Origin of the sequence: Bradyrhizobium sp. STM 3557 (genome assembly GCF_045571465.1) — a bacterium.
In the GTDB taxonomy this organism is placed as follows: Bacteria; Pseudomonadota; Alphaproteobacteria; order Rhizobiales; family Xanthobacteraceae; genus Bradyrhizobium.
In genome coordinates, this window is sequence record NZ_CP120697.1 from 6,802,998 (window position 1) to 6,828,099 (window position 25,102).

Annotated in this window: 27 protein-coding genes; 6 read left to right on the plus strand and 21 right to left on the minus strand. The window is 61.0% G+C overall.

The window, feature by feature from the left end:
* From P6U24_RS31480 to P6U24_RS31540, 13 genes are all read right to left on the minus strand, one after another.
* The gene (locus tag P6U24_RS31480; RefSeq protein WP_407156306.1) at nt 1-3,000 is read right to left on the minus strand and encodes a DUF4815 domain-containing protein; all 3,000 of its coding nucleotides are present in this window, start codon (nt 2,998-3,000) and stop codon (nt 1-3) included.
* Nucleotides 3,000-3,698 carry a hypothetical protein gene (locus P6U24_RS31485; RefSeq protein WP_407156307.1) on the minus strand — a complete coding sequence of 233 codons (699 nt, stop codon included), beginning with the start codon at nt 3,696-3,698 and terminating at the stop codon, nt 3,000-3,002. The genes P6U24_RS31480 and P6U24_RS31485 overlap by 1 nt, the downstream gene beginning before the upstream one ends.
* Nucleotides 3,682-4,533 carry a hypothetical protein gene (locus P6U24_RS31490; RefSeq protein ID WP_407156308.1) on the minus strand — a complete coding sequence of 284 codons (852 nt, stop codon included), beginning with the start codon at nt 4,531-4,533 and terminating at the stop codon, nt 3,682-3,684. The genes P6U24_RS31485 and P6U24_RS31490 overlap by 17 nt, the downstream gene beginning before the upstream one ends.
* Entirely contained in the window at nt 4,533-5,393 is an 861-nt protein-coding gene (locus tag P6U24_RS31495; protein ID WP_407156309.1) for a baseplate J/gp47 family protein, read from the minus strand. Before P6U24_RS31495 ends, P6U24_RS31490 begins: the two co-directional genes overlap by 1 nt.
* The gene (locus tag P6U24_RS31500; RefSeq protein WP_407156310.1) at nt 5,393-5,809 is read right to left on the minus strand and encodes a GPW/gp25 family protein; all 417 of its coding nucleotides are present in this window, start codon (nt 5,807-5,809) and stop codon (nt 5,393-5,395) included. The genes P6U24_RS31495 and P6U24_RS31500 overlap by 1 nt, the downstream gene beginning before the upstream one ends.
* Before the next feature lie 54 nt (nt 5,810-5,863).
* A complete protein-coding gene (locus P6U24_RS31505; RefSeq protein ID WP_407156311.1) occupies nt 5,864-6,565 on the minus strand; it encodes a hypothetical protein in 702 nt (233 codons plus the stop codon).
* An 88-nt stretch (nt 6,566-6,653) separates the two neighbouring features.
* A complete protein-coding gene (locus P6U24_RS31510; RefSeq protein WP_407156312.1) occupies nt 6,654-7,184 on the minus strand; it encodes a hypothetical protein in 531 nt (176 codons plus the stop codon).
* Nucleotide 7,185: 1 nt separating this feature from the next.
* On the minus strand, nt 7,186-7,554 hold the full coding sequence (locus P6U24_RS31515) for a head-tail joining protein (protein WP_407156313.1): 369 nt from the start codon (nt 7,552-7,554) through the stop codon (nt 7,186-7,188).
* The gene (locus tag P6U24_RS31520) at nt 7,554-8,000 is read right to left on the minus strand and encodes a hypothetical protein (protein ID WP_407156314.1); all 447 of its coding nucleotides are present in this window, start codon (nt 7,998-8,000) and stop codon (nt 7,554-7,556) included. The genes P6U24_RS31515 and P6U24_RS31520 overlap by 1 nt, the downstream gene beginning before the upstream one ends.
* Nucleotides 8,001-8,003: 3 nt before the next feature.
* Complete coding sequence (locus P6U24_RS31525; RefSeq protein ID WP_407156315.1) at nt 8,004-9,062, minus strand: major capsid protein; 1,059 nt, start codon at nt 9,060-9,062, stop codon at nt 8,004-8,006.
* Between the two features lie 39 nt (nt 9,063-9,101).
* Complete coding sequence (locus P6U24_RS31530) at nt 9,102-9,467, minus strand: head decoration protein (RefSeq protein WP_407156316.1); 366 nt, start codon at nt 9,465-9,467, stop codon at nt 9,102-9,104.
* Nucleotides 9,468-9,483: 16 nt separating this feature from the next.
* Nucleotides 9,484-10,776 (minus strand): S49 family peptidase, encoded by a 1,293-nt coding sequence (locus P6U24_RS31535; RefSeq protein ID WP_407156317.1) that lies wholly within the window; start codon nt 10,774-10,776, stop codon nt 9,484-9,486.
* The gene (locus tag P6U24_RS31540) at nt 10,773-12,353 is read right to left on the minus strand and encodes a phage portal protein (RefSeq protein WP_407156318.1); all 1,581 of its coding nucleotides are present in this window, start codon (nt 12,351-12,353) and stop codon (nt 10,773-10,775) included. The genes P6U24_RS31535 and P6U24_RS31540 overlap by 4 nt, the downstream gene beginning before the upstream one ends.
* Before the next feature lie 17 nt (nt 12,354-12,370).
* Here P6U24_RS31540 and P6U24_RS31545 point away from each other — a divergent pair, with 17 nt between their 5' ends.
* The gene (locus P6U24_RS31545) at nt 12,371-13,204 is read left to right on the plus strand and encodes a hypothetical protein (RefSeq protein WP_407156319.1); all 834 of its coding nucleotides are present in this window, start codon (nt 12,371-12,373) and stop codon (nt 13,202-13,204) included.
* A 1-nt stretch (nt 13,205) separates the two neighbouring features.
* The gene (locus P6U24_RS31550) at nt 13,206-14,036 is read left to right on the plus strand and encodes a hypothetical protein (protein WP_407156320.1); all 831 of its coding nucleotides are present in this window, start codon (nt 13,206-13,208) and stop codon (nt 14,034-14,036) included.
* A gap of 8 nt (nt 14,037-14,044) precedes the next feature.
* Here P6U24_RS31550 and P6U24_RS31555 read toward each other — a convergent pair whose 3' ends face one another.
* The 4 genes from P6U24_RS31555 to P6U24_RS31570 form a co-directional block, all read right to left on the minus strand.
* Nucleotides 14,045-14,290, minus strand: a complete 246-nt coding sequence (locus tag P6U24_RS31555; RefSeq protein ID WP_407156321.1) for a hypothetical protein — start codon at nt 14,288-14,290, stop codon at nt 14,045-14,047.
* A gap of 8 nt (nt 14,291-14,298) precedes the next feature.
* Nucleotides 14,299-16,263, minus strand: a complete 1,965-nt coding sequence (locus P6U24_RS31560) for a phage terminase large subunit family protein (RefSeq protein ID WP_407156322.1) — start codon at nt 16,261-16,263, stop codon at nt 14,299-14,301.
* 173 nt (nt 16,264-16,436) lie between these two features.
* The gene (locus P6U24_RS31565; RefSeq protein ID WP_407156323.1) at nt 16,437-17,003 is read right to left on the minus strand and encodes a terminase small subunit; all 567 of its coding nucleotides are present in this window, start codon (nt 17,001-17,003) and stop codon (nt 16,437-16,439) included.
* Nucleotides 17,003-17,605 (minus strand): deoxynucleotide monophosphate kinase, encoded by a 603-nt coding sequence (locus P6U24_RS31570; RefSeq protein ID WP_407156324.1) that lies wholly within the window; start codon nt 17,603-17,605, stop codon nt 17,003-17,005. Before P6U24_RS31570 ends, P6U24_RS31565 begins: the two co-directional genes overlap by 1 nt.
* A gap of 721 nt (nt 17,606-18,326) precedes the next feature.
* Here P6U24_RS31570 and P6U24_RS31575 point away from each other — a divergent pair.
* Genes P6U24_RS31575 through P6U24_RS31585 form a run of 3 tightly spaced genes read left to right on the plus strand, consistent with a single transcriptional unit; the run spans nt 18,327 to nt 19,910 of the window.
* A complete protein-coding gene (locus tag P6U24_RS31575; RefSeq protein ID WP_407156325.1) occupies nt 18,327-18,746 on the plus strand; it encodes a hypothetical protein in 420 nt (139 codons plus the stop codon).
* A gap of 15 nt (nt 18,747-18,761) precedes the next feature.
* On the plus strand, nt 18,762-19,265 hold the full coding sequence (locus P6U24_RS31580) for a hypothetical protein (RefSeq protein ID WP_407156326.1): 504 nt from the start codon (nt 18,762-18,764) through the stop codon (nt 19,263-19,265).
* A 15-nt stretch (nt 19,266-19,280) separates the two neighbouring features.
* On the plus strand, nt 19,281-19,910 hold the full coding sequence (locus P6U24_RS31585; protein ID WP_407156327.1) for a hypothetical protein: 630 nt from the start codon (nt 19,281-19,283) through the stop codon (nt 19,908-19,910).
* Nucleotides 19,911-21,682: 1,772 nt separating this feature from the next.
* Here the strand turns inward: P6U24_RS31585 and P6U24_RS31590 are convergent.
* The 4 genes from P6U24_RS31590 to P6U24_RS31605 are packed head-to-tail and all read right to left on the minus strand — an operon-like array spanning nt 21,683 to nt 24,284.
* A complete protein-coding gene (locus tag P6U24_RS31590; protein ID WP_407156328.1) occupies nt 21,683-22,333 on the minus strand; it encodes a hypothetical protein in 651 nt (216 codons plus the stop codon).
* A complete protein-coding gene (locus P6U24_RS31595; RefSeq protein ID WP_407156329.1) occupies nt 22,330-22,710 on the minus strand; it encodes a hypothetical protein in 381 nt (126 codons plus the stop codon). Before P6U24_RS31595 ends, P6U24_RS31590 begins: the two co-directional genes overlap by 4 nt.
* Nucleotides 22,711-22,763: 53 nt before the next feature.
* A complete protein-coding gene (locus P6U24_RS31600; RefSeq protein ID WP_407156330.1) occupies nt 22,764-23,381 on the minus strand; it encodes a hypothetical protein in 618 nt (205 codons plus the stop codon).
* A gap of 36 nt (nt 23,382-23,417) precedes the next feature.
* On the minus strand, nt 23,418-24,284 hold the full coding sequence (locus P6U24_RS31605) for a hypothetical protein (RefSeq protein WP_407156331.1): 867 nt from the start codon (nt 24,282-24,284) through the stop codon (nt 23,418-23,420).
* A 427-nt stretch (nt 24,285-24,711) separates the two neighbouring features.
* Here P6U24_RS31605 and P6U24_RS31610 point away from each other — a divergent pair, with 427 nt between their 5' ends.
* Nucleotides 24,712-25,092, plus strand: a complete 381-nt coding sequence (locus tag P6U24_RS31610) for a hypothetical protein (protein ID WP_407156332.1) — start codon at nt 24,712-24,714, stop codon at nt 25,090-25,092.
* Nucleotides 25,093-25,102 lie beyond the last annotated feature (10 nt).

Below are 25,102 nucleotides of genomic sequence, written 5' to 3' on the forward strand. Positions count from 1 at the left end.
CTAGATGGCGGCCTCGAAGGTCGAGGTCGAGGGCAGATACACGTCGAGGATCAGGCGAATCTTCGAGTCGGTCCCCGCCTCGAAGGCGCGCGTGATGTAGTCTCCGTTCGGCTGGATCGAGCCGGCCACGACTTGCACATAGGGCAGCATGAGCGGCGAGAGGCTGGCGGTTCCAATCAACCGAAGGCGAACCTTCAGCGTTCCGGTGATGGCGGCGGGTAGCTGCACGTTCACCGCCGGCGCGGTGACATACTTCGCTCCGTTCGGCGCCTCGAACTCGACTTCAATCGCCGTACCTTCCGGCCGCTCGGCCGCAATCAGCGGCATGAGGTCCGAGCAGTTGGTCACGTCAAGAGTGCCGATCTCGATGGCGCTCGTGACCGGCGCGAACTTCGCGCAGCGAAGGCGGAAGCCGAGCGAACGGCCGGGCTTCGCGAGCCAAGTGCGCGAGTCGGAGCCGTCAAGGAAGGTCCCGAGCGGAAAGGCGTTGCTGGTGACCCAACCGTTGATCTGGTCGAAGCCGCCGAGGTCGGCGATGGCAACCGAATGGGTGTCGTCATCGGTCAGAAGCGTGATCGCGTAGCTGCGGTCCTCGCGCAGCGTCACCGGACGCTCGAACGCTGCAAAGGTCCAATCGGCTTCTGTACGCGGCGCGGTCGAGAGCGGATCGATGACCTTGACCGTGTTCATGTCGATGAGCGACTCGGCGACGACGCGTTCGGTCGGGACGCCCAGCTCGACTTCGCGGATTTGCAGGCGAACCGGCTTGCTCTTGTCGCCTACCTTGGTGAACTTCACATCCACGCCGAGCGCCTGACGCGGCTCGGGCAGACGGAAGGTCTGCGCCAGCGGATCGGCGCTGTACCAATAGGTCGTGACGATGGTCCGCTCGTTGCTGATCGTGGTCAGCCAGCCGTATGCGGTGTAGAGCGCATTGGCCTTCGAGCCACCGACGCCCTCGAAGGCGACGTGCTTCACGCCGACAGGGACGCCGGCCGGGATTTGGAACGACGAAACCAGCGTGCCGTTGCCGTCCGCGCGAACTTGGCCCGCCGGGGTCACGTCGATGTCGTCGAACGTGACCGACTTCAGGACTTCGTTGTAGCCCCACTTGTGGATCGTGAAACCCACCGAACGCTGCCGGATGGTCTCCTCGGCAGTCGTGGCGCTGCTCACGACGCGATCAGTCACGGACACGTTGGTCCCGATCAGCGGGCCGGCTTCAAAATTGGTCTTCTGCCAAGCGATGCGCGACGTGTTGATCGAAGTCCAAATGTCCTGCGTGTCCGTCCAAAGATCGACGGGCGGATCGAGCGAGACATCGGTCGGCGGCGGGCTAAACGACGCGTAGGGATTGATCTTCGACTCGCCGGTGATCTGCCGCTGCTCGAAGACATTGTCGGTCGCGTAGGCGAGCGAAGTTCCGGTGATCGGCAGGATCGAGATGGTCGGGATAATCGGAAGCCAAAGCAAGCCGCCGAAGATCGCGCCAGTCTGCGGAAGACCCTGGTCGCGCATGTCGTCGTCGAGCAACGGATCGACGAAAACGCCGCGCTTCGAGGAGACTTCCTTACGATCCACGTCGCGCTGAAGCCGCTCCTCGGCGACCAGCGCATAGAGATCGCTAACCATCGTTTCGAGGCTGCGCAGATCGGCGAACGGCATGCGGACGGTCGCGACCTGCTTGACGGTCGGCGCGATTCCCCAATTGTTGTAGACATCGGCGAGCTTGTGCAGCGTCGGCGCGACCGCCGCCGGCTGCGGCGCGTACAGCGAGCTAATTCCCTTCAGATAGGAGATCGATCCAGTCTGATCGACCACGATGGCGTCGTAGCGCGGCAACTTCGTGTCATACTTCACGAAGGCCGTGGTGTCATCCGCCGCGCCGGTGATGTCGAACGAGTCGCGCGTGATGTTGGTCGGGACCGCATTGGTCAAGTAGCGATAGGTCACCTGATAGGTCGAGCCCGGCGCCATCTCGGCGCCGCTCGGCGACCAATCCACCGATGCGCCGGTCAGCTTGTAGTCGGAGGTCGCCGCGTACACTTTCGCGCCCTGCTTGACCTCGCGGATCGAGAGCACGGTCGGATCGGGCAGCGCGTCCGAAGCGCCGATGAAGGTGCCGTGCGTCAGCGTGACGGTCTTCTCGGCGATGATCGTGACTTCCTTCACGGCCGAGATCGGGGCGAAGCGAACCTTGATGGTCTGCGTTCCCGAATTGACGGCGTGCGGCTCATCGTCGATCGCCATGATCTCGGGCTCTTCGTCCACACGCAAGCGCGCGGAGGCAGGCCGGGTGCGCTTGTAGCCGTAGACGTTGATTGTGCCTTCCGAGATCGTGAAGACCTGCTTCCCGGCGTCGTCGAGGCCGAGCGCCTTCACGTCAAAGCCTTCCACGACGTAGCCACCGTGGGCCTCGCGGTCATAGCGCGCGAGCAGGTTGGCCCATGCGTCATCCATGCCGGGCTCGGTCGGCGTGTCGATCGAGCCGTCCTTGATCGTGTAAATCGGGAAGAAGTCGCCCTCCTCGCCGTCGCCCTCATAGCCCCAGCGGCCAAGCATGGCGAGCGCCGAAGCGCCGGGCTCGCCCTGAGCGCGCGTGCCGGGAGCCATGCCCTTCAGGGTCGGGTCCTGCTCATACGTCACGGTAAAAGTGCGAAGCCGGATGCCGATGACGACGGTGCCAACGGCCGAGATGGTGAGGTTGCGCGCCTCGATATCATGCACCGCGCCGCGAATGTAGACCTTCGCTGCCGCCAAGCGGGCTTCCACCGTCCCGTTGGTGATCGGCCCGAGCACGATGGCGCCGCCGCCAACAAGCGCGCCGTCTTTCCACCAAACGTCGGCAATGCCCTTGACGCGATATCCGTCAATATCCTGAATGATATTGACTTCGTTGCTGGTCAGGAAGCGGTCATAGTGAGCCGCAAGACGCTGATAGCCCTTCGTCGGATCGAAGGTGTTGATGTAGGCCGGGAGTTGGTCGCGGGCGTCTGCCATTAAATCACCAAGACGTAGGAGAAGCCAAGCCGCTCGCTGGGGGAGCGAACTTTGCCGGCGAAGCGATCGAGCAGAAGCAAGTATCCGGGTTCTGCGACCTGATCGGGAGTCAAGTACAGTTGCCCTTCAGGCACTCCCGCCGCGCGCACGCTATCAACGAAAATGCCGACCTCGCGGATCGTCTCGGTCGAGGCTTCGAGGAAGTCGAACTGCGTCGCGACATAGAGATAGCGGGTCGCCACCGGCGAGACAGACCACCGCTCGCCTCCGGGCGTGTAGAGGTTGCCGTTCGGATCGGGCACGACAAATTCGACCGATGACGCAATGCGCCGCCCGACCTCATCGACCAACGCCGTATCGCTCGCGCCGAGCGGCGTCGTGCCATAGACGGCCTGCGCCTGGACCGTAGCACCTGGCGGGATGGCACCGCCGTTGACGCGCGTCACGACGCCACTGTTCGGATCGAACAGGTAGTCGGCCGGCGTCTGGTAGGTTTGCGCACTGTCCGGGCTGTTCAAGGTGAGCGAAGCGACGGGAGCGTGGTCGAGCGTGAACTTTTCCGGCGCACCGGCGAACGTCCTGTTCTTCACGTCCGTCTGCCCCCACCACGACGCGCCGCGCCCCCAGGCGAAGAACATCGGACGAGCTTTCAACGCGGCGGCCAAACCGGCGCGACCGCTATTAACCAGAAGTGCCATCAGGGCCTCCGTAAATGGTGAAAGGTTCAATCTGTGACCAGGGAATCGACGGCCAAGGGCCGTTCGGCCATGGCATCATCACGTCCCGACCGATGTCGATGTTTTCGCCGGACAAGGACGCCTGGATCGCGACGACGGACGGTTCGAGCACTTCGCCGTCGAGAAGCGAGCGGTCGAGCACGAAGCCTTCCTCGAAACGCGCAGTGCCCGAGATGAGGCCGTCGCTGCCGCCGGACACATGCGCCTCGAAGTCGATCTCCTCGCCTAGCCGACTGCCAAACGAGAGCTTCGGCGCGATGCCGTCGAGATAGACGCCCGACCAATCGTCGAGCATGGCGCCGTCGAGGCGCATCATGTCGAGCCGCATCGGCCGGATGTCATAGCCGCCATAGATGCGCCCCAAGACGCTTGCCGCACCCTTGGAGAGATTCGCGAGGCCGATCAGGTCGAGTAGCTTGCCCATCTCGGGCCTGCCATCCAAACCGATCTGGAAAAGGCCCCAGCGCACATCTCCGCCCGTCCCGCGCTCATGCTCGCCATTGAGGGCAAGCCAGCCGAAGACGATCTCGAAGGCTTCCAGACGGCCACGGACGGTCTGCCAGTGCTTCCCCTCCTTGTAGAGGTGCTGGTGATCGTCCGTGAACGCAGCCGCGTCTTCGAGCCCCCAATGGCGCAGAAGCCACGGCAGCACGTCGTCGGGGATCACGTCGCGATAGCGGATATCCGCGATCTCTTGCACCAGCCCCTTGTGACGCTCACGCGAGTCCGCCGTCCGAATTGCGGCCAGATCGAGCGGCGTCGAGTTGCGTGGCGCGAGATCGACAAGGTCCGTCATCAGTATGCCCGACCCTGATAACGCAGATCGACAGTTCCGAGCGCGACGGCTTCATTGGCGGCCGTCACCACCACGCTGTTCGGCTCGGGCGTGATCAACGCGACGCGCTTGACGCCGGTCGTGCGCAGCGACGCGGACACGAAGTCAGATGCGAGGTCCCAGCCCAGGCGCCGCTCGGTCGCGAAGTTGGCACGCAGCGCGGCTTCGGCCGCAGCGATCGTGGTGTCCTTCGTGGCTTCCGGGAGCAGCCAAACGTCGGCCTGGACATCAACCGTGCGGATAACCGCGCGAACGACCGTGATGTGATCGTTGTCGCCCCGGATGCTGGGCATGTTCAATGCCGCGTCCACGGTCGCGAGCAAATCGTCGCTGGCAACGCCCCCGTTGTCCTTGGAGAGGATCGAGACGAGCACCCCGCCCTTGGCATCGCCCTCGACGCCAACGTCATCCACGAGCAGCGGAGCGGCGGCGAATGCCCACCGCTTATACCAGTTCTCGGTAAAGCCGCCCTGCCCCTTCTTCGTCTCGCGCAGCCGGCGACGAAGATCGTCGATGGACTCGCCATCGGCCTGCGTCAGGTTCCAATCCGATGCCAAGGCGATCAGGTCGGAGCCCTGGGCGAAGTCCGTCAGCGTCGCGCGGAACGTGTCGTTCATCGCGGAGACCATAAGCAGATCGCCATAGGCCGCATGACGGCAGAAGCGATTCAGGGGGTCCGACCGCAGCATGTAGGTGTCCCAATCAAACCCCGCGTCGGTGAGCAGGCCGCGTAGTTGCGTGAGACGATCGTTGAACAGGGTCTCGAACGCGGGCTCCCGCTCAATGACCGGCAACGGGATATTCGGGAGCGGAGCATCCATTACTGCACATAGCTCCCGACAATGATGTTGTTCGACACCACGACGCGACCTTGAGCGTCACGCGCCTCGGAGTAATCGCCGAGATGGCCGCGCGGGTAGTAGATGCCGTCGATGTCGAACGTCACATGGCCCTCATCGGTCATGTCCGCGAGGGTCATTTGAATGATGCGGAAACGCGGCTCTTCAGCCATCAGCGTTTCGGGGTTGAGGCGATTGATCGCGTCTGGCACGGCCGCATAGAACTCGATGACCGTCACCTGAGACACGGCACGGTCAACTAGGCGCGGCATCTTCGAGCCGAAGTCGCGCGCCATCACGAGCGACGCGAGAGTCGTCCCGAGAATGGTCGCGATCGACTGCCAGACATCGTCGATGCCTTCCAGCTTCTTGCCTGTGGTGAGATCAATGGTCGCCATAAAGCGCACCGTGCCGCGACAGCTCGACGCCTTACAGCCTGTTCCGATCGCCTCTTAGCCCACCTTCGCGAAGGTCTTCTTCGCGGGGCCGGCCTCGGTCTCGACCTTGTCCTGCGGCGTGTCGCCGGCATCCTCGAGTCCGAGGTACGTGCTGCCGATGGTCTTGAACGCGTCGGCGGTGTGCAGCGATTGCTTCGTCTTCGACTCAAACTTCTCGCTCGCCTCGACGACGACGTTCTTTGCCTTCAGCGTGATCGTACCGTCCTTCATGACGATGGAGCAACCCGAGCCTTCAATCGTGATCGAGCCCTTATTGTCGATGCCCTTGATCAGCCAATCGCCGGAGTTGCGGTCATAACTGATCTCGCCCAGGATATCTTCTTGGTCTCCACTCTGCCCATCTTGGCCGCCCTGGTCGCCACCTTGGCCGCCCTGACCGTTGTTGCTCTTCGGCTTCGAGAAAATCTTGCGCCAGACGCCGGCCTTGTCCGTGGTCTCCTTCTCGTCGTCCTGCTCGGTATACTGACCGGCCGGCATAACGTATGCGGTCGAAAGCTCGCCTCCCTCTGCGAGCAGCGCAACCTTCTCGCCAACTTCGAGATAATGCGTCTCGCGGTCGCCTTTGGCGCGTCCGCCCGTCGCGGGGAGCCAATCGGTAAGGATGTAGTTATCCTCATCGTTCGGATCACCAAGCTCGACACGGTACGCTGGCGGGCTCCGCTTGTAATCGACCTCCTTGACGCGGCCGAACTTCACAACGTCCTGGGCGCGACGGTCGATGTCGGACGCCTCGGGGTCGGAGACGCCGCCGGTGTATGCGGGATCGCGAAGGAACTTGACCATGTCACTTCCCGGCTAGAAACGCCTGCATGTCGGCGTCTAGGTCGTTCGCGGTCGCACGCGGGCGCCAATTTGTCCGGTACTTGATCGTCCAAACAAGTCCGATCGCGCCGACAGGCCGCTTCATTTGTTCGGTGATCACGTCGATGTCGGACTCGCGCAAATGGATGACGGCGGACTCGAAACCTGGGATCATGAAGTCCGAGATCGCGGCCTCCATCTCCTCGGCGATGTCGTCGAGGGCGTCGTCAACTTCGTCACCGGCGAGCAACATGGCCTCGGTGACAAGGGTCAATTCGCGCTCGACGAAGGTCGCATCGCCCTCGATGCCATAGTCCTTGTCCTTGTCGGTCTTCTCCATACGCGCGTAAACGAGAATGGCCGGGCCATCCTCCTTCAACTCCTCCTCGCTCACCGGCGCGAGACGGCTCTTGTAGACGCGGTTCTCCGCGCGCGTGCGATAGCCGCCGCCGTCGAGTTGCGTTTTCAGGCGATCCGCAAACGCGGTGCGGATCAGTTTGCGGGGATGCGCCATGTCAGTCGTTCGCCATGAGCAACAGAAGCGACAGGCCGGTGCCGTCCGGCCGCTTGTCTTCGATCCGGTATTCCTGCTCGACGCCCGAGCGATCCTTGATGGTCAGCTTCTCGCCCTTTCGGCCCCCCTTGAGCAGATCGGACGTGCGGCAGAGAAAGGTGGGGCCGGACGACGTGATGCTCGCGCCCATCTGCATCTGGTACTCCGTGCCGTTCCAGCGGCTCGGGTTCCAATTGCTGCCTTCGTCGTCGAAGTGGCCTGTGATCGGCTTCGGCTCCGCGTTGTCTGCACGCGAGACATAAGACGCAACAACGCCGAACTCGTCGGCGTTGAGGAAGATCATCAAGTCGTCGTCGGTCTCTACCGGCATCACACACCCGCGTCGCGAAGGTCCATCGCTGCGTCGATCTCAGCGTCCGTGACATCGTCGAACCCGACGATGTCCAGCAACGGTTTCAGCTTCGGCTTGCCCATCCGAGCGCCGGACTTCCAGAAGTCCTTCTTCTCATCGAGCAGGTCGATCGCATCCTTGATCTCAACGATGCGATTGCTCGCGCCGTCCGTCTGTTGTGAGGCGGGAGGGGCTACAACAGCGGACGGCGCGTCGCCGGGGGCATCACCGGCGGATTCGAGGCCGGGAAGGTTCCCGACCAGTTCGATCGCAGTCGCGGCGACGGGGGCGGCCTGATCCGGTGCCAGCCGGACACGGGTCGGACCGAGGGCCTTCGCGTCCTCCTCGCTCAGATCGTGGATCGTGCCGGGGGAATGGTACTTCCCCCCGGACTTGATCCTCACCAGCCCCATATAGAGCGGCATGGCCTACAGCACCTTGGCGCCGAGGGTGCCGTTCGGCCGGTACGGGGCAATCAGCGGCGCCGACTGACCCAGGATGTACCGAACGCTCGGGTCTTCCTCTTCCCAGGACTTGACGAAGAACGGACGCGGCTGGATGCCCGCCTTCAGGTCCCGGATCGCGCCGAAGTGGCGGACGCCCTCGATACCGCGCGAGGCCATCATGACCTCACCGGACGGCAGGATGTCCTTCTCGACGCCATCGAGCGGGTCGATGTACTTGTCGGAGTGGACCCACAGACGATAGTCACCGAAGACGGCGACCAGCTTGACGCCGGGAACGATCAGCATCGGTCCGAGCGCGGCGCGAGCCGTGTCGAGCGAAGCCTTGGTCATGTCGATCTGAAGACGCAGAGCCTTCGCGACCGCGTCGGTGTCGGGACCGGCCATCTTGGCGCGGATGACCTTCCACACGTCACCGGCCAGGAACACGTCCTGCACGGTCAGGCCGGACTCGATGAAGATGTCCTGACCCCACTGCTCGATGTCATCGAGCGGATTGACGGCGGCGTTCGACCACTTGTCCGAGCCGGCCAGGACGATGGTCGCGTCGGGATTGCGGCCGAAGTCCACTTCCTCACGCGGATAGTCGTCGCCTTCGAGGATCAGCTTGCCGGTACGCAGAACCTCGCCGGCCATGACTTCCAGGCGCCGGGTCCACATATCGAGCTGTTCGTTCAAGGCGAACGCGATGGACGCCTGAAGACGCTGCTCAGGGGTCAGGCTGCCGCCGATCTTCTCACCGGCGCGGCGCTTGAACTGCTTGTTCGGGTCGAACACACGCTTGTCCTTGACATAGGCGGGCGCGATCGAGGCGGTCTTGTATCCCTGCTCGCGGATCACCTTGCCGGCCACGATGGGGCTGACGAGCGGCGTGATCATGCGCCGACCCTTCACCTTGTCGAACTTGACATCCTCGGTGTCCGAGGTCTCGACGGTCGTGAAGAAGGTGTTGAGGAAGAAGAAGGCCGAGAGCGGCAGCTCTTCCACAACGCGGTTGAGGGCGGTCGTCGAATAGAGGTCCATAGTTGGGCTTCCCGTTGCTTTCGTGCGTGTTTGTCTCGGTTAGCCCATCGGCTTTACGAGCCAGATCGACTTGGTGCGGAAGACCGCATCCACCGATCCGAGGGTGTGGCCGGTACCGAGGACCAGGGCGTCCTGATCGAACTCACCAGCGATGAAGACGATGGTCTCCACGTCGCCAGCGGTCGCATCGACCGCCTCGGTCGCGATGGCATCCGGCACTTCCGAGCCATCGGTCGCGGCCTTCAGCGACTTGATGTACTTGGAGTCCGCCGTGACCTTGCCCAGGACAGCCGCCTCTTCGAGCTTTTGACCCTGCTTGATCACGACCTTGCGGGCGCGCATATGACCGAGCGCCCAGGTCTTCGTGATGAACGAACCTTCGTCCTGATACTTTGCAATCGGCACTTGCCGGGCTCCTTGGTTAGCGTGCGGCCCTGAAGGACGCGAGAATAGCATTGACGGCGGCGTCGTCGCCCGTCGCGGTCTCGCTGCCGCCGGAAGGAGCAAGGTTCGCGTTCGCGTCCGTGTCCGTCTTCACAGCTTCAGCGCGCTCGGTGCGCTTGGCCTTTTCAGCAGCCACGATCATGGCCGAGAACTCATGAGCCGAAGAGCCCGTTTCGATAGCCTTCTGAGCATGCGACTCGTAGCCCGGCAGCGTGAGGCCCATGATGTCGGTGACACGCTTGCGCTCGGCTGCGGTCGCGGCAGCGGCCGTGTCAACGGTCTCGACCCGCGAGGTCTCGACAGTCTGCGGACCCGTCGCCGAGGAAGCGGCTGCCGCAGCGGCTTCCGCCGCCAGTTGCTCTTCAGTCTTCATATTTTCAGTCTCCGTTTGGCCGCTTGCGGCCGTGGTGAATCCGAAGGTCGCCTTCGGGCTATCGCCGCGAGCGAGGCTCGCGAGAACCTGTTCAAACGTGGCGATGCCATCGGCCATGCCGGCGGCGACTGCCCCCTGACCGATCAGGACATCGCCCTGTCCGAAACGTTCGAGAACGTGATCGACGCTCTTGCCGCGATACTTCGCTACGGTCTCGACGAACACGGCGGCCATCGAGTCCACGCGGGCTTGCACGCGGTCGCGTCCTTCCTGGGTGTTGAGATCGACGCGCTTGTAGGGCGACTGAGACGACACAAACTCGATGGTCTTGATCCCGCGCGCCGCGTCCTGGGCCGACGTATCGCGGTAGCCGGCGACGACGCCGAGCGATCCGACGCTCGCGGTCGGGCCGATGAAGAACTCGTCAGCGGCGACGGCCGTCCAAAGCGCAGCCGAGGCCGCCTGATCGCCCGCGTAGGACACGATGGGCTTGCGGCCCCGGATATCATGGATCGCGCTGGCAAGCTCCGCAACGCCTGCGGCCTCGCCGCCGGGCGAATGGATATTGAGCAGGATCGCGCGCACCGACGCGTTGTCCATGGCGGTCTGAAGGTCACGCCGGACCGTCTCATAGGCCGTGGCGCCGCAGAACGCCGTCATCAGGTTGGCGCGCTTGAACATCGGACCGGCCAGTTCGATGATCGCGACGCCATCGCGTACCGTCGCGCGCTCGGCCCGCGCAAGTTCCTGAGCACGATAGGCTTCAAGCATCTGCGGATCGATGCGATCCTCACGCGCGGCGATCTCCATGATCGCGCGCAGAGCTGCTTCGTCGATCGCCCAATTCGCGGTCAACGCGGCATCGAAAATCAGCGGGTTGCGGACGTTCAAGGTCATGGCTTCTTCTCGGCCTTCTTCGGCTTCGTCGGTTCGTCGGTCGGCTTCTCGCTTACGTCCTCTTTGACCTGCGAGCCCATTCCGGCCGGTGCGAGGATTTCCGGTTCGAGCTTCGCTGCCGCACGAGCAGCGTGCTCTTTCGCGCGCTGGGCCGTCGTCTGCTCGAAGTCGCCGCCGCTGCGCTCGATGATCACCTCTTCGACGGTCCGAGCGCCCAGGTTCACGGCCTCGGTCTCGGCCTTCCACTCCTTGAGCGGGTCGAGGATGATGCGAGCCGGACCGATCCACTGAGCGCCCAGCCAAGCGGCGCGCTTGACCGGGTCCTCGAAAAAACCGGGCGCCTGGATCACACCGGCGTTGATCGCGTCGGTCATGAACCACTCGTAAACGGGAGCGCAGAAGTTGCGGACAAGCCACGTCCTGCGGTCGCGGAAGAACATGGCGGCCATCTCCAATGCTGCACGGGACGCGCTATAGCTCGCCGTGAAGTGCAGCATGAGCAATTCAAACGGGATCGAAAGCGCCACGCCGATCTGCCGAACGACCGACGTGAAGAACGGGTCGAAGTTGGCGGTGTTCGCCGGCTGCGCGGTCTCGATGCTCTCGTTTGTGCCGATATCGACGATGGTCCCCGAGCCCATCGTGACCTCGTTCGCGCCGAAGCCGGGATAGGCGCCCTGGGGCGCGGCCATCGCGGGGGCGAGACTATCGTCGCCATCTGTCTTCAAGAAGACCGTGAAGAACGACGACACGACGGCCTTCATCAACTCGGCATCGGTGAAGCGGTCGAGTTGCTTCAGAAGCTCGATGACGGGCGCGAGTTGCGGAATGCCACGGTTGAGGCCCGGCCGCATGCGCTCGAAGATGTGCAACACCATCTGCTCGCCCGACTGCACGCCGTAGGCGGGAATCTCGCGGTAGTTGGTGATGGTGTAGTTGGGGCTTTCGCCGGGATGATCGTCGAGGACGAAGTAGCTGACCGGCGCCCCATCGTCGTCGATCTTGACGCCGTCGCGAATGTAGTAGTCGCCGATCTTATCGGTCGGTGTGGCGACCCGGTCCGCCTCAATAACGTTCAACGCGAGGGGGACGACGCCGTTGGCCCGCTTCGGCGTGCGCCGCAGAACGAATGTGTCGCCGGATTCAAAGACCGAATTGAAAACGAGCGATTGAAGCTCATAGAAATTCTGCGCGAGCGTGATGTCGCAGAGCTTGGACTTCGCCCAAAGATCGAACAGCGTCTCGGTCTTGCGCTCCCAGGCATCAGCCGCCTCCGCAGACATGCCGAGCAGGCCGTGGTTGATCTTCGACCGAGCGCGCAGACCCGAGCCGACGATGTTCGCGCGCGAGGTCGAGCGCGCGCCGGTGGCGATCGGATTGTTGCGGTTGAGGTCGCGCGAGCGGCTGCGCAGCGCCGGCAGATCGCCGATGGTGTCGCCGTCCGCCGACCCAGGATGGGGACGCCACGCCTTCAGAGCGGCGCGGTTGCCCTTGGCGCCGGCATACTGACCTGCCAGGTTGAGCGAGATGCGCGTCTGATAGCGCCGCGTCGCATATGCCGGTGCGACGCTCGCCAAGAGGCGATCCGTAAAGGATGGTGCCGGGAGCTTCATCACAGCGGGATCACCCGCTGAATTTTGATACCGCCGTTTTTTGCCCGAGCGGCTTGCTTTTCCAGACGCTGCGCGCGCTGGTCGAGCTGGCGCAGATCGGCGCGCCAAAGCTCACGATCCTTGATCGTGTAACGCTGACCGTTCGACTCGACCGTGCTGATCGAGTTCAAGGTCTCTTCAAGCTGCTCTTCTACGCTCTTTGCCATACCCCGAAGCTACGGGAGGCCACGTTTCCTGGAGAGAGCATTTTGGTATCACTAAAACCAACTTGCGCGCTTCTGGTGAATGTCCATTTTCGCCGGGGTGTGCTAAGCTTCCATGGGAGTATTGACGATTACGTTGAGGGGAACGTCTTGAGAGCAAATGAAATTCGGAGTTGGCTTGGAGCCTATGTACTTTTTCTTGCTGCTTTTCTCGGAGGATATCTCATCATCGCGCCGGATAGCGTCTTGCCATTGGAAAATAACGATCGCACTGCGTGTTTCGAGATAATGCTTCCGTTCTTGCTTGGCCAAATCGCGGCCGTCTATCGATTTTATACTGACCCACGTGCAGACGAGCGCGATGTTGGGAGCGCTTTACCGACATGGGCGGTGAAATCCCCCCTTATTATTGTGACAATTTTGATCGCCATCCAGCTCGGACAATTCGCATTTGCTGGCATCACACGCGGCGTACCTCCAGCGCCAGAAACATTCAAAGGTCTCGTCACCTTCTGCGTCGCCCTTCTCAACGCGTCGACCGTTCTGATTATCGTTCGATATTTTGACACGCCCCAACAAAAGCGGGGGACCCGTCCTTCTAAGGAACATTGAAATGCGTCTCTCTCTTTCGCTTCTATTTCTTGAAATAGCGCTGGTTTGCAACACGAACGCGGCCGAGACGAAGAACAGAGACCGACCATCGCCACTTTGCTTTGCCAGCGGGTTTATGAAACCTCAACCCGAATGCTTTCCTCTCGATAGTAAAACTAACGACCGACCGTTTTCAGATTACTTCGCTCAAGTGTATCGGTCGATGCCCGGAAGAATGATCTATCAACCGACCAGTCCCGGATGCGAGTCTTGCATCCTCCCCGCGCGACATTTTACTTATGCTTTCGCCGTTGCAATCCGCGAGGCTCAATCACCGCATCGCGCACTCACAGCCGAGGATGCATTCGACCAAAACCTAACCGACGAAGCATCATCACAAATTAGATCATCATTTGGCCCTTCGGCTACAAAAGCTCTCGCCGGCTACTCGGACACAACGCCCATAGGGTGGGTGGATCAGCTGAATGTTGTTTGCAGAGCCCACCGTGGCAAGCCAAGCTTGGTCTTGCCACCACCCTACTTTGAGGATGTTGAATACTGCCTTCGATTGATCTCCGACGACGGCCTCCCTAATAGGTATAGATATTTTTATCACTTCCCGCGCGCGCCCATCGTATTCCGACTCCAAGCCGAGATAGTCGTAGCAGTGACAAAAAACTCACATTCACCTTATCGTCAGCCATTGAATGAAGAAGAACTCCCTTTCGCCGAAGTTATGGTGAAGCTGATTGACTTGGTCAAATTATCGATGAGCGCAGAAGTTGAGGCGAAGGGATGGAAAGTGGATAATAGTTATGGCGACGCGACAATATACATTGTCGGAAAGAAATAGATTCCTCATCAGCTTAAATAGCCTCGTTGATCGGCAATTTTGATCCAGCATCTGTCATTTCCGCGCATTCGCCGCCAGTCGAATATCTCGACATCGTCGGGTGGCACGGCATCCATATTGTAGACGTGGTCGGTGCCGTGTCGCTCCGATAGACCTAGGGCGCGCACAAGCTCCTGAGCGGTAAGCGGGCCGCCGCCCGCCTTCCACATGCGACCCGGCTCTACACGAGCCTTCCGAATATCATCGCCGGTCATATCGCTCCTCACGACTGAACCCCACGGCTGCGGATGCGCCGCCTGGGTGCATGGCTGCGCGCTGCAACTTCTTCCTTAGTCGGACGCGGCTCCTCCTCCCGGACGACCTTTGACTGCACAGGGGCAGCATTCAGGAGATGGGCCGCCGCAGCGCGGAGCGCCATCATGCGACGCTCCATGTTGATGCCCAGGGAGAGCCGCGCGGCGATGTTGTAAACGCGCAGATCGAGCGGTTCGTTGCGCTGTTGTACCTTGTGCCACTCCTTGACCGTGAAGCCCTTCTTGTCGGTCTTCAAGATCGCCTTCTCGGCCGTCAGGCCGTCGAAATACTTCCGGTCGTAGTGCTCGGCCAACGGGAAATGGCAGTAACCCGGCCCCGGCTCCTTCAGTTCGAGCCGCTTGTAGTGCATGTCCTTCGCCTGATCGACGCCTAGGACGAAGATCGTGACGTTCTTCGCCTTGTTGACGGTGCCCTTCACCGGCCAGATCGGACGGCCTGGACCGCCAATGCCCTTGATGGCGTAGACGCGGCGAGCCACGCGTGGCCGAACAAAGTTGTAGACGTGCTGGGTGAAGTGACCGCCGGAGTCGATGCAGGCAGCCTCGACGCGCATGACCACGCCGGCCGGGTGTTGGAACGTGCGCAGCAACGCGTTGTCGATGACTTCCCAAAATCCGGGCGTGTTCGGAACGCCGTAGTGGACCTTGTAGTCGAGCGACCATGACTCTTCGTCGGCTCCCCAGCCGCACCACTCGATTTCGGCCCGGTCGTCTTGGATATCGACCGCCGCTGTAATAGTTCCAACGCCGAACGGCAAGACCACGCTTGCATCATACTCCTCACGGCGGCCATAGATGGAGTCAGGATTGGCACGCTCGCCGCGCTCCTCCCAGGTCTCGGCAAGCCGCGTGTTCACCCAGGTCTTCAGACGCTCGGGGTGCTTCCGCACCAACACGAAGTCGCGCGCCATTTCGCCCAGGGCACGCCATGGCGAGGCGATGCGGTTGAGGTGGAAGCCTGCATGGCCCTTCACCTCGGGACGCGTGGCGATCCAGACGCCGCGAGCAATGGCCTTCAGCCGCTCGGCCTCGCTCCATCCGTAGTCGCACACCTCGCCGGTCTCGGGATCGCTGTACTCGCAGTGATAGCGCGCCTCCATGGGCTTATCTTCCGGCCACCGAACTTGCTTCCACTGCAAATGCTGCAAGTGTCCGCACTTCGGGCACGGCACGAAGAACCGGCGCTGATCGCTCTCCTCATACGAGGACTCGATACGCGAGGCGCCCTTGATGGTCGGCGTCGAGACCAGTGCGATCTTGCGATTCCAGAACGTCGTGGTGCGCTCGATGGCGAGCGAGACCGGGTCGCCTTCCTTGCCGGCGCTCGCCTCATAGCGATCGACTTCGTCGCAGAGCAGGATTCGGATCGGGCGCGAAGCGAGCGATGCAGGCGAGTTTGCGCCGGCCATCGTGATGTGGCCGCCGGCATACTTCTTGTGAAGGATGGTGTCTTCGGAGTCGCGCGCGTGGTTGCCGAGCTTTGCCGCGAGCGCAGGCGTGTCGCGGATCATCGGCGCGAGACGATCCTTGGAGTATGCCTCGGCCATCTGCAACGTCGGTTGCAGGATGAGCATCGGGCACGGATCGAGGTGGACGTGGTAGCCAGCGACGTTGTTGATGACCTCGGTCTTCACCGTCTGCGCGGCGACCATGCATGTTACGATCTCGATCTCGGGATCGGCGAACGCGTCCATGATGCCGCGCGACGGCTCAACGCGCGACGTTGACCACTTGCCGGGCTCGCTGGACGCTTCCGGCGAGAGCATGCGGTATTCGTCCGCCCACTCGGAGACGGTCAGCTTCGGCGGCGGGCTGAAGCTCTGCGCGATGATCTCGCGAACCTGCGCACGAAGCCGGGCTTCATACGCTGGATCGGTATCATACTCGCTGACAATGGCGATCGATTCAGACATCCGGCCGGCGCTTGTATTCAAAGCACTTCTGCCGAGATTCGGTGCGCTCGGCCCAATGGATCGACTCGACGCGGGTGCAAACGCCTATGTAGTCGTCCTGTTTTTCCCATCCGGTGCAAGCTTCGCAGCTATTCGGCGGCCACCGCAGCCATGACGGACGGAAAAGCGTTGCGTCACTCGACATTGTCTTCTTCACTTTCGGTCGGCTCGGCGTGCGGCTCTTCTTCAGCCGGCACGTCGGCCTGCGACTTGATTTCGTTGAGCGCTTCGAGGATCAGGCGCTCGACTTCGTTCACGAGAGTCTTTGTGCCTTCGGGCGTGCCGAGTTCGAGTTGAATCGCAGGCCGAATCTTGGATGGGATGCCGAGCAGGCGAGCGCGCGCGTTAGCGATCTCATTGCTCAGCACTTTGAGGACCATGTCGATCGGACGGACAAGGTCCATCTTCGTCGCGAGTTCGAGTTCGGATAGCTTCGCCTTCGCGATCTCATTGCGGAGGCGTGCTTTGTCGATCGTGATGTCGTCGCCGCCCTCATTCAGCGTGGCCGCCGTCTTCGCCTTGGCCTCGCCGCGCGCACGCGCAAGCAGCCACTTCACCACGTCGGCGGTGTCATACTCGAACTGCCGGCCACGGCTGCCCTGCGACTTCACCGGCATCCCCTCCTCCGTCCACGATGAGATCGTCGGAAGCGAGTAGCCGAGAATGTCCGAAAGCTCTTGGCGGTTGACGATGCGCCCCACTAGCGCACCGGCTGCGTCTGCATCGGAGGCAGGCCAATGCTCGCGTTCCTCGACACGAGATCGCGCACGACGATGTCGATCTGCCGGTGTGTCGAGGCCAAATCGCCATCGAAGTTGAGGATATGGCGGTCCGCCTTCACCTCGGCCTGGGCGCGCTCGGTGCGATGATCCTTCGGAACGAGACCGGGCCGAACGATCTCGACGACCACGCCGCCGGTGGACGCGATCCAGACGCCTTCATTGGCGTGCCGAACGTCCTCGACGACGACGCGGGTCGGATTCTCACGCGAAAGCTTGTCGGACTCGGTGTCGATCCAGAAGTCTTCGCCCATGTAGTCCCGGCCGTAGTGCCCGCCGAGTCCCTCCATGGCGTGCCGTGGCGACTTTCCGCCGATCCAGGGCGTCGGAACCTCCTTCAGGTCCCCTTCGACCATGCGCTCGATGAGGTCTTCAGGACAGCGGCGATAGCGCAGATAGGCGCGCAGCATCTCCTTAAGGGCGCCAGCGACCCGACCGCGCACGAAGCCATGGTGATCGATGAGATACCGGGCGACCGTGCTCTTTCCGGCCCCGATGAGCCCCTTGATGCCGATGATGATCATGGATGAATGCTCCCGTTGGGAACATACGGTCCCGCACCCGATACTTTCTTTCGAGGTTGTTTCGGTATCCGTCGGTCATCCGCCGGACGGATCAACCACAATTGCCAATTATCCGAGCTGAAATTCGCAAAAAGCGCGCTGCGGCAACCTGGGAACGAGCTTTTTCCGATCGGCACGTTTTGGAACAACAAGTGCCATTTAAAAACGCAAATCTAGAAAAGAGCCGAGGTCGCGCGTCACCCGCTCGGCTGGGGCGCCTGGAAGGACCCAATTGCCACTAATCGCGACTAAACAGGATAAAATTCCTCCGAAACGTAGTTACTTAGCATAAATTGGTCGCCTCGCCATTGGTTGTCCCGTTTCGGCCGCAATTTAATTACGCGTGCAACGCAACATGACGACGCCCAGTTGCGGCGCCTGATCCACGCTTTTCACAATACATTCAATGGCTTAGGAGCTTTGCGCGCTCGCGCTTTCGCGCTTTCAGCGCCTTTCGTTGCGTTTCCGCTTTCACCAGGCGCTTTCCGCTCTAACCCGCTGATTGTACTTCGCTTTCTTCGCGCTGCGCTCCGCTTATTGGCAAAAATCGCCTTTGCCGCGCTCCGACCCGCCCGTTCATCCGTTTTGTCCGTTGAAACTTGTTGACGCATTCCGGCATGCGGCCGTATGCACTGCTTAACGACGGATCGTCCGTCGCAATCAACGGATAAAAGGCCCTGCCATGAACGACCTCTTCTCTTGCAAATCCTCGGACGCGAAAGCTAACGCCCAACGCAATCTGCAAGGTCGCACGCATTACGTTGATGACGATACGCTTCGCTTTCATAAATCACGCGTCATCTCCGCGCGTCACACGGATGGCGGATTGCTCTTCGCTATCGTCACAAGCGACTCGCTCAATTTCGAGAATACGAAGCGCGGTTTTCGATATGTGATCTTTGACATTTTCGGATGCGTCATCGACCGGACCACAATCGAAGACGCTTTCCGCCGCTCCGAGCAAGCTACTAAAGCCATGTGGGACGCGCTCAACGTCATTGACGCTAAAGCGCATACGTTGGCCGCAATCGAGAAACGCCGCACGCGCGTTCTCGAAGAGTTGGCCGCGCTTTCCGACAAAGTTTCCAAGATTGAAGCTTGATAGGAGCGCGGACCAATGACTGATACCGCAGCTTTCGAGCCCGAAAACCTGAACCGTTGGACTATGCCGTCCAACTATTTCGGCGAAGTTTGGCCCGCCTATTATTCGGCGGGAGTCGGGCAATCCCGCGATAGTGACGCGCTGGAACGTTCCAATTTCCGTTCGATGCTTAAGGCTATCGGAGGCGAGAGCGAGACGGTGCAGGTCGTTCGCGAGTCTCATTGGGCCGTTGGTTGGGTCGAATGGATTGCAATCCATCAGGATGACGAAACCGCGCTCCGCAAAGCGGACGAAATTAAAGGCGCGCTCGAAGACTATCCCGTCATCAATGAAGACGATTGGTCGGAAGAGGAAACGAGCGAAGCGAACGACGTTTGGCGCGACTGCTACAGCGTTGCGGAGCGCGTCAAATATATCCGCGACCATAGATCACAGTTTGAGTTTCACGATTGGCAGGACATGCGCGCGTGCGTTCGCGGCGATTTCTTTGCCGGTTATGCCTCCGAATTGCTTTTCTGATCAGGACTCCCGCTAATGACCATTTCCGCAGAAACCGCCGCTACCATCCGCAACCGCGAAACCGCGCTCCGCAATTGGCTTGGCAATCGCACAAGCTATCATCCCTCCGAGTTGCCCGCCGACATTATCCCGCCGACCAATGAGGAGCGGAGCGCGCTCGAAGTCTTCGAGTTTTTGCGGGACAAGCCCGCGCGCTATTTCCTCTATATCAACGCTGAAAAGCGAACCGCTACCACGTTCACGGGTGACACGCTTGGCACCGTCTCTTTTGGTCGCGAATATCGCGACAACTTCGGAGGCAAGCGCGTTGCCGTGACCATTCGTGCCATTACAGGCGAAACCTATCACGGGACCTATTACAAATCGTCTGGAGACTACGCGCGAATTAAGAAGGCAATCCCGCGCGAGACGTTCCAAATGGCGGTTGAGTATACAGATACGTTCGCAGGCGAAGCTAACTATTGTTGGGTTAAGCGCGCGACTCTAACCCTGCGCGTTGGCTCTTCGGACCGCGCCATCATGCGCGCGGCAAAGGCTGCAATGGGCCTTAGCAACGTACGCGGCCGTCTCGACTCGCATGGCGATAGCTTCGAGTTTCGTCCGTATCGCTCCGCTACCGTCATGTTCGTTTCCACCGTCTACTAAGGCCGGCGTCATGCTCGCAATTTATGCCGGTCAATTGGTGCGACTCGTCGTCGTCGCGCTCTGCATCGCAATTTTTATCACGGTTGCAGGCATTGCCTGCACTCCCGTCTAACTCAATCCGACAAGAGGCAAACGTCATGTTCCGCGCCGATTATTCCGAGCCCCAGTGCAACCATTTGGTATACCAAATGGATAGGAGGCCCGACCATTGCCAAGATTCAGAATTGCCATTGGGCGACTCACCATGGCGATACGTTGGTTACAGCCTTTGTGACGGGCCATCCCGATACCGCGTTCTCAATCCCAGCATACTGCAATTATCGCGGTTGCCGGGTTCGCGGGTTTCTAACTGGCGACGATAGCGGGAACATTGTTTTTCGCCATTGCTACTACTAGCGCGGCTCTTCTTTCGACCTGCGGCGGGCAAGCTTCGGCTTTACCCGCCTTAAGGCCGTTAGACGGCCGCACGGTGCGGCCGTTCGAAAGGGTAAAGGATGAGACGCTTTGCCACCACCATTGCCGCGCTTGCGGCGATCACAGGCCCCGCGTGCGCTGCACCGTCCGACGATATCGGGCGGACGTTTTGCGTTTGGGGAAAGCCTGCAATCCTATTGGCACGCATGCCAGCGGCACGCGCGGGATACGATGATTTCCTAGTCCGCCGTCCTGATGAGAAGACGGTTTTCCCTTTCAGTATGAAGCGCGGACTCCCCTTGTCCGCCGCTTGCCGCACATGACGCATAGACTCAACGGCCGCGCAATTGAGACGCGGCCGTTTCACTATGCGCCACGCCATGCGCGGCGATTTTTAGCAAACCAGGGAGACGCCTTTTCGAGCGACTAACGAGGCAACAAAGGGAATCGAATCATGACGCGCCGCTATAGGCGCGCGTCGCACGGTCCGCCGCGCCGCTTTTGGCGCGGTAGGAGACGCGCGCGCGTTCACAAACGCGTGACAAGTTGTCGCATGATCCTATTAGTTCGCCACTTGGAACGGGGCAGACTGCGGCGCCGCACGCGCCGAGACCATAGGGGCAAGGCGCCTATTAGAAGCCCGTACAGGGGCCTTCCATTTCGACCATGCGAGGTAGCGGGCATGGTCACTGGACCGCATGGCGTGCGCGCGCTGGCGCTTGGCGGGGCACACGCGAACTACATAAACCTGACCCCGATTTTGACCGCTGAAAAATTATTCTACATCGGATCGGTACTAATAAAATTATCCGGCACGACCTTCGGAGGTAGGTTGCCGAGAATGGGATCGGGCCGAAAAATCTCTCAGGAAAAACCACTCGCGAAAAAATTTTTTTTCCCCGCGCGCGACTCAGTGGGGGAGCGCGAGGTCCACACCACACTCCCATAGCTCCCAACGTTTGCTGCGACAATAGGAGCGCACGCGCTCGATAGGCCAGCCGTGCATGTAGCGAATGATCGGAGCGATGGCTCCCTTCACGATGCCACGGTCCGCGTCCGCCCCAGCGGTGAAATGCGGCGCGCTGATCCATAGCATGCCTGCGTTCGGACGCAGGGGCGACAATATCGTCGTCGGGGTAGTTGTTCGCGTTTTCTGCAAAGATATCGGTGGCACGTAGCTGCTCATCGTCTTGTATGCCCTAGCACTGCCTCGCCACCGCTGGGCCGAGGGATGCGGCGAGCGTCGCCGCTGCTATCAGGACCACCACGCGACGCCTACGCGGTGGGAGGGGGGTGGGAGCCATTTCGCTCATGAGCCTTCCTCGAAGAAGGGGGTGGAGTTGAATCGCCCATGGGTCCTACCGCTTCACAGCGCGATCGAGCGCGCCGAAGAAGTGATGCTCGAAGCGGGCCGAGACGACACCGGCCACAGTGCCACGGAAGTCCCAATGCTCATTGATCGTCGCTTGGTTCTGAAGCACCGCGAGCGTTTGCAATGGCGTCCGCTTCTTCGAGGTGCGCCGGACGATGAAGACCTTTCCATCCTTGCCCTTGACCTGGAACGTTTTCCGCTTTTGGCCGTCCACGCGCTTCAACTGGCGGCGGACCACCGTATGAATCTTTGCGCTCCCGATCGAGCCGTATGGCTTGATCAGGATGCCGCCAGTGGCGAGTCGTCCGGTCGATGGGTCTCGCCGAGAGCGGATCGAGAGCGCATTGTCGGGATGCTTCTCCCTTCCGGCGCCGATGACATGGCGCTCCATGTATTTGTCGATCGAGCCGACGACGGACATGAGCCGGTTGCCGTTGGCAGGCCGGATGCGGATGCCCTGCAAAATCCACTGGCGGCGCAGGACGAATTGAGCCGGGACCTCGGCCTTCAACGCTGCCTGAGCGTCCTTGGCTGTGAACGTCAACGCCTTCGCAGTGACCGTGTTGACGGTCGATTTGCGAAGCTGGTCGAGCTGATGGAGTTCATACCCCGAGAGATGGATTTGAAATTGGATCATGGCAGCCTATTGCGCACGTCGATCTCGATGAGATCGGCCATCTCTTCCGGCGTCTTCGCTTTGACCGTGATCACCTCGAAGCCGAGCGCCTGAAGCTTGGCATGGCGCCCCTTCTGATCCTTCGAGCGCCCTCCCTTCGGCGTCTTCAGCTCGAAGCTGAGCAGTACGCCACCGGCGATGTAGACGCGAACATCGGGCTCACCGGCGGTCAACCCGGTGACCTTGGCCTCCATCTGCGCGCGGCGGTTACGCTTGGCGCGGTTCATGTCGCCGGCGCATGTGAAAGGCAGGCCGTCGCCTTCCATCTTGTGAAGACGCGCGATGACCTCGGCCTGATAGCGCCACTCGGGGATGGTGTTGACGATGCGAGTTTCCATGACCCGAGACTCGCGCAGATCACCGCGCTCGGCGAGACCGATCCGGCAACCTCTCAATCGTTCTGAGCTTGCGGAGCCGCACTCAAGCTTGTTCGAAGTGACAACGACCTGAATCTCACCTTCAAAGCAGCATCCGCTTGGAAAACGGACTGTCTGATGTCGTCGGCCTCCCTAAACGCTCGGTCAGCCGCGCTCTCATATCCGTCGATGTAAAAGATCGCGTCGAGGACCGACTTCGACTGCCTCAACCAAATTGGATGGAACACCTCCTTGAACATCGATTCCGTCAAGGCGCACGTTATTCCGAGCGTCAATTTCTCGACGCCACTGCCATCGTTCGGCTCAAAGATGTTCGCGATCACACGGTTTGTATCAGCGGTTCTACACCAAAGGCTCGCAACCTCGACCTGACCAAGAAGGCGTTCGCCTTTGAATGCATACATCCGGTGCCGAATCGGCTTAAGGCTGGCACTGATCGACGTACTGAAGGTCGGCACGCCTTGATCTTCGTCAGGGTCAAGAGGCCAGTCAAGCGCCGACCTGACCACAAGTTCGGTGCTCTCCAAAATCAAAATACATGGGTCGCGCTCTAGTCGCCACCGGTAGCCGCTCGGCTCGTTCACGAGCAATTCATTGCCAACAATCTCGGTCCGAGATTTCAGATCGAACATTTTCTAAGGTTCTCCCAACCACGCAAGTCAAAGCTATCACAATGCGGGCACGACCAAACGCCCATTGGGAAGGACGGTCGGCTCACCGTACTGTGGATCGAACAGCCGCGTCCCCATGCGACCGCGCGAGGCCGTCCGGCATTCCACCGCAATGACCTTGCCAACGCTTTCGAGCGTAGCAACGATGTCATCGAGCGCCGCGCGCTTCACCGTGCCGCCGAAGTTGTAGCCGATCGCCGACACCGTGATGCCCTCCCTCCCCGCCTGGGCGACGTAGGTCAGCACGCGATCGATCTCGCTCATGTTCCGGGACAGGCGTTTGGCCTGGTTAGATTGGATCGGCGGCGGAAGGGCCGCAGGACCGTCTAGGGCAAGCACTGGCTGTCTCTCGGCTGCCACCGGCATGATGTCCCCCTGATCGAGCCATAGCGCGTCACGGACCCACGGGAACGCCGTCCCCTCATGAGCCGCCAGAAACCGCCGGCAGAGAGTCACGATGCGTTCCGACTCGACTGCCATGGCGTCGGCGATCTCGACTCGGCGCTCGGGCTCGGTGCGCCAATCTCCCGCCGGCATCTCCCGCCGCAACAGCTTCAGCATCAGGAATGTCGGGTGCGCCTCCGTGAGCAGCGCGGCAAGCCTGGGGTCGATGCGAGGGAGCACCGCGATCTTCGTCGGCCGACCCCGGCGATTCCTCATGACCACCGGGAAGATGCGGATATGCCCCGCCTGCTCTCGGACGCTCACCGCCTTCCGCCGGTGCAGATACCGGGCTGCGCGCACCGCCCGATCATGCGAGCACCGCAGAGCCGCGCCGAAGGCGCTCAACGGCATCCCCTCGAACGGGATGGTGATCTCGCCCACACGAGCCACCCACCCCGCCATCTCTTCCTTCAATTTCATCCGTTGACCATCCGTCGAAGAGAGGTTTCCGGGGTTTCGGGTTTCCTCTCTAATAGGCTCCCCTTCTAGCGATATCAACGGATATATAAATCATAAAAATAGTAGATTCTTACATGACAAACCCAAAACCCCGAAAACCACGAAAACACTAGCCCGCTAGGCCGAGGTTTAGCTGGAAACCTCGGGGGTTTTCTCGGAAACCTATTCCTACAATTTGCGATTTTTTCAAATTCCTACAATTGCCCGTCGCGACGGCAGGCTTGTCCGCCGCATTCCCATCGATATCCCTCAACGAACTCTTGCCAAAACGGATGAAACGGATATAAGTCTAACCCGTAAAGCCGCCGAGTCGGCGGCTAGGTAGGGACACCACCGAAACATCGCTGGTCTGGAAACGCGCGTCAGCGCGAACGGGAGAACTTTGCCTATGAGCTATCCAATTGAACCGGGATCGAAGGGCGGAGGCGCGTCGGCGGACGCCGCCAAGCAGATCGTGACGCGCGCCTCGATGCTGCGCTCGGCGATCGAGAACCTGATGGCGAAGGGCTACCGGCTGACCGCCGACCAGATCGCCGACCACCTGAAGGAAAGCGTTCTGGCGATCCGGCCTCGCTGCTCAGAACTCGTGAAGTCCGGCACCCTGGTCAAGACCGAGGACCGCCGCAAGAACGCCAGCGGCATGACGGCCCACGTCCTGCGCCACCGCGACGCGCTCATCGCGGTCGAGCTTCCCAAGCCCGAGCCGAAGCGCCCGACCCGCATCAAAGCCCCGGCGGTCCACGCCGACCAAAACGCCTTGTTCGGCTGACGGAGGGATC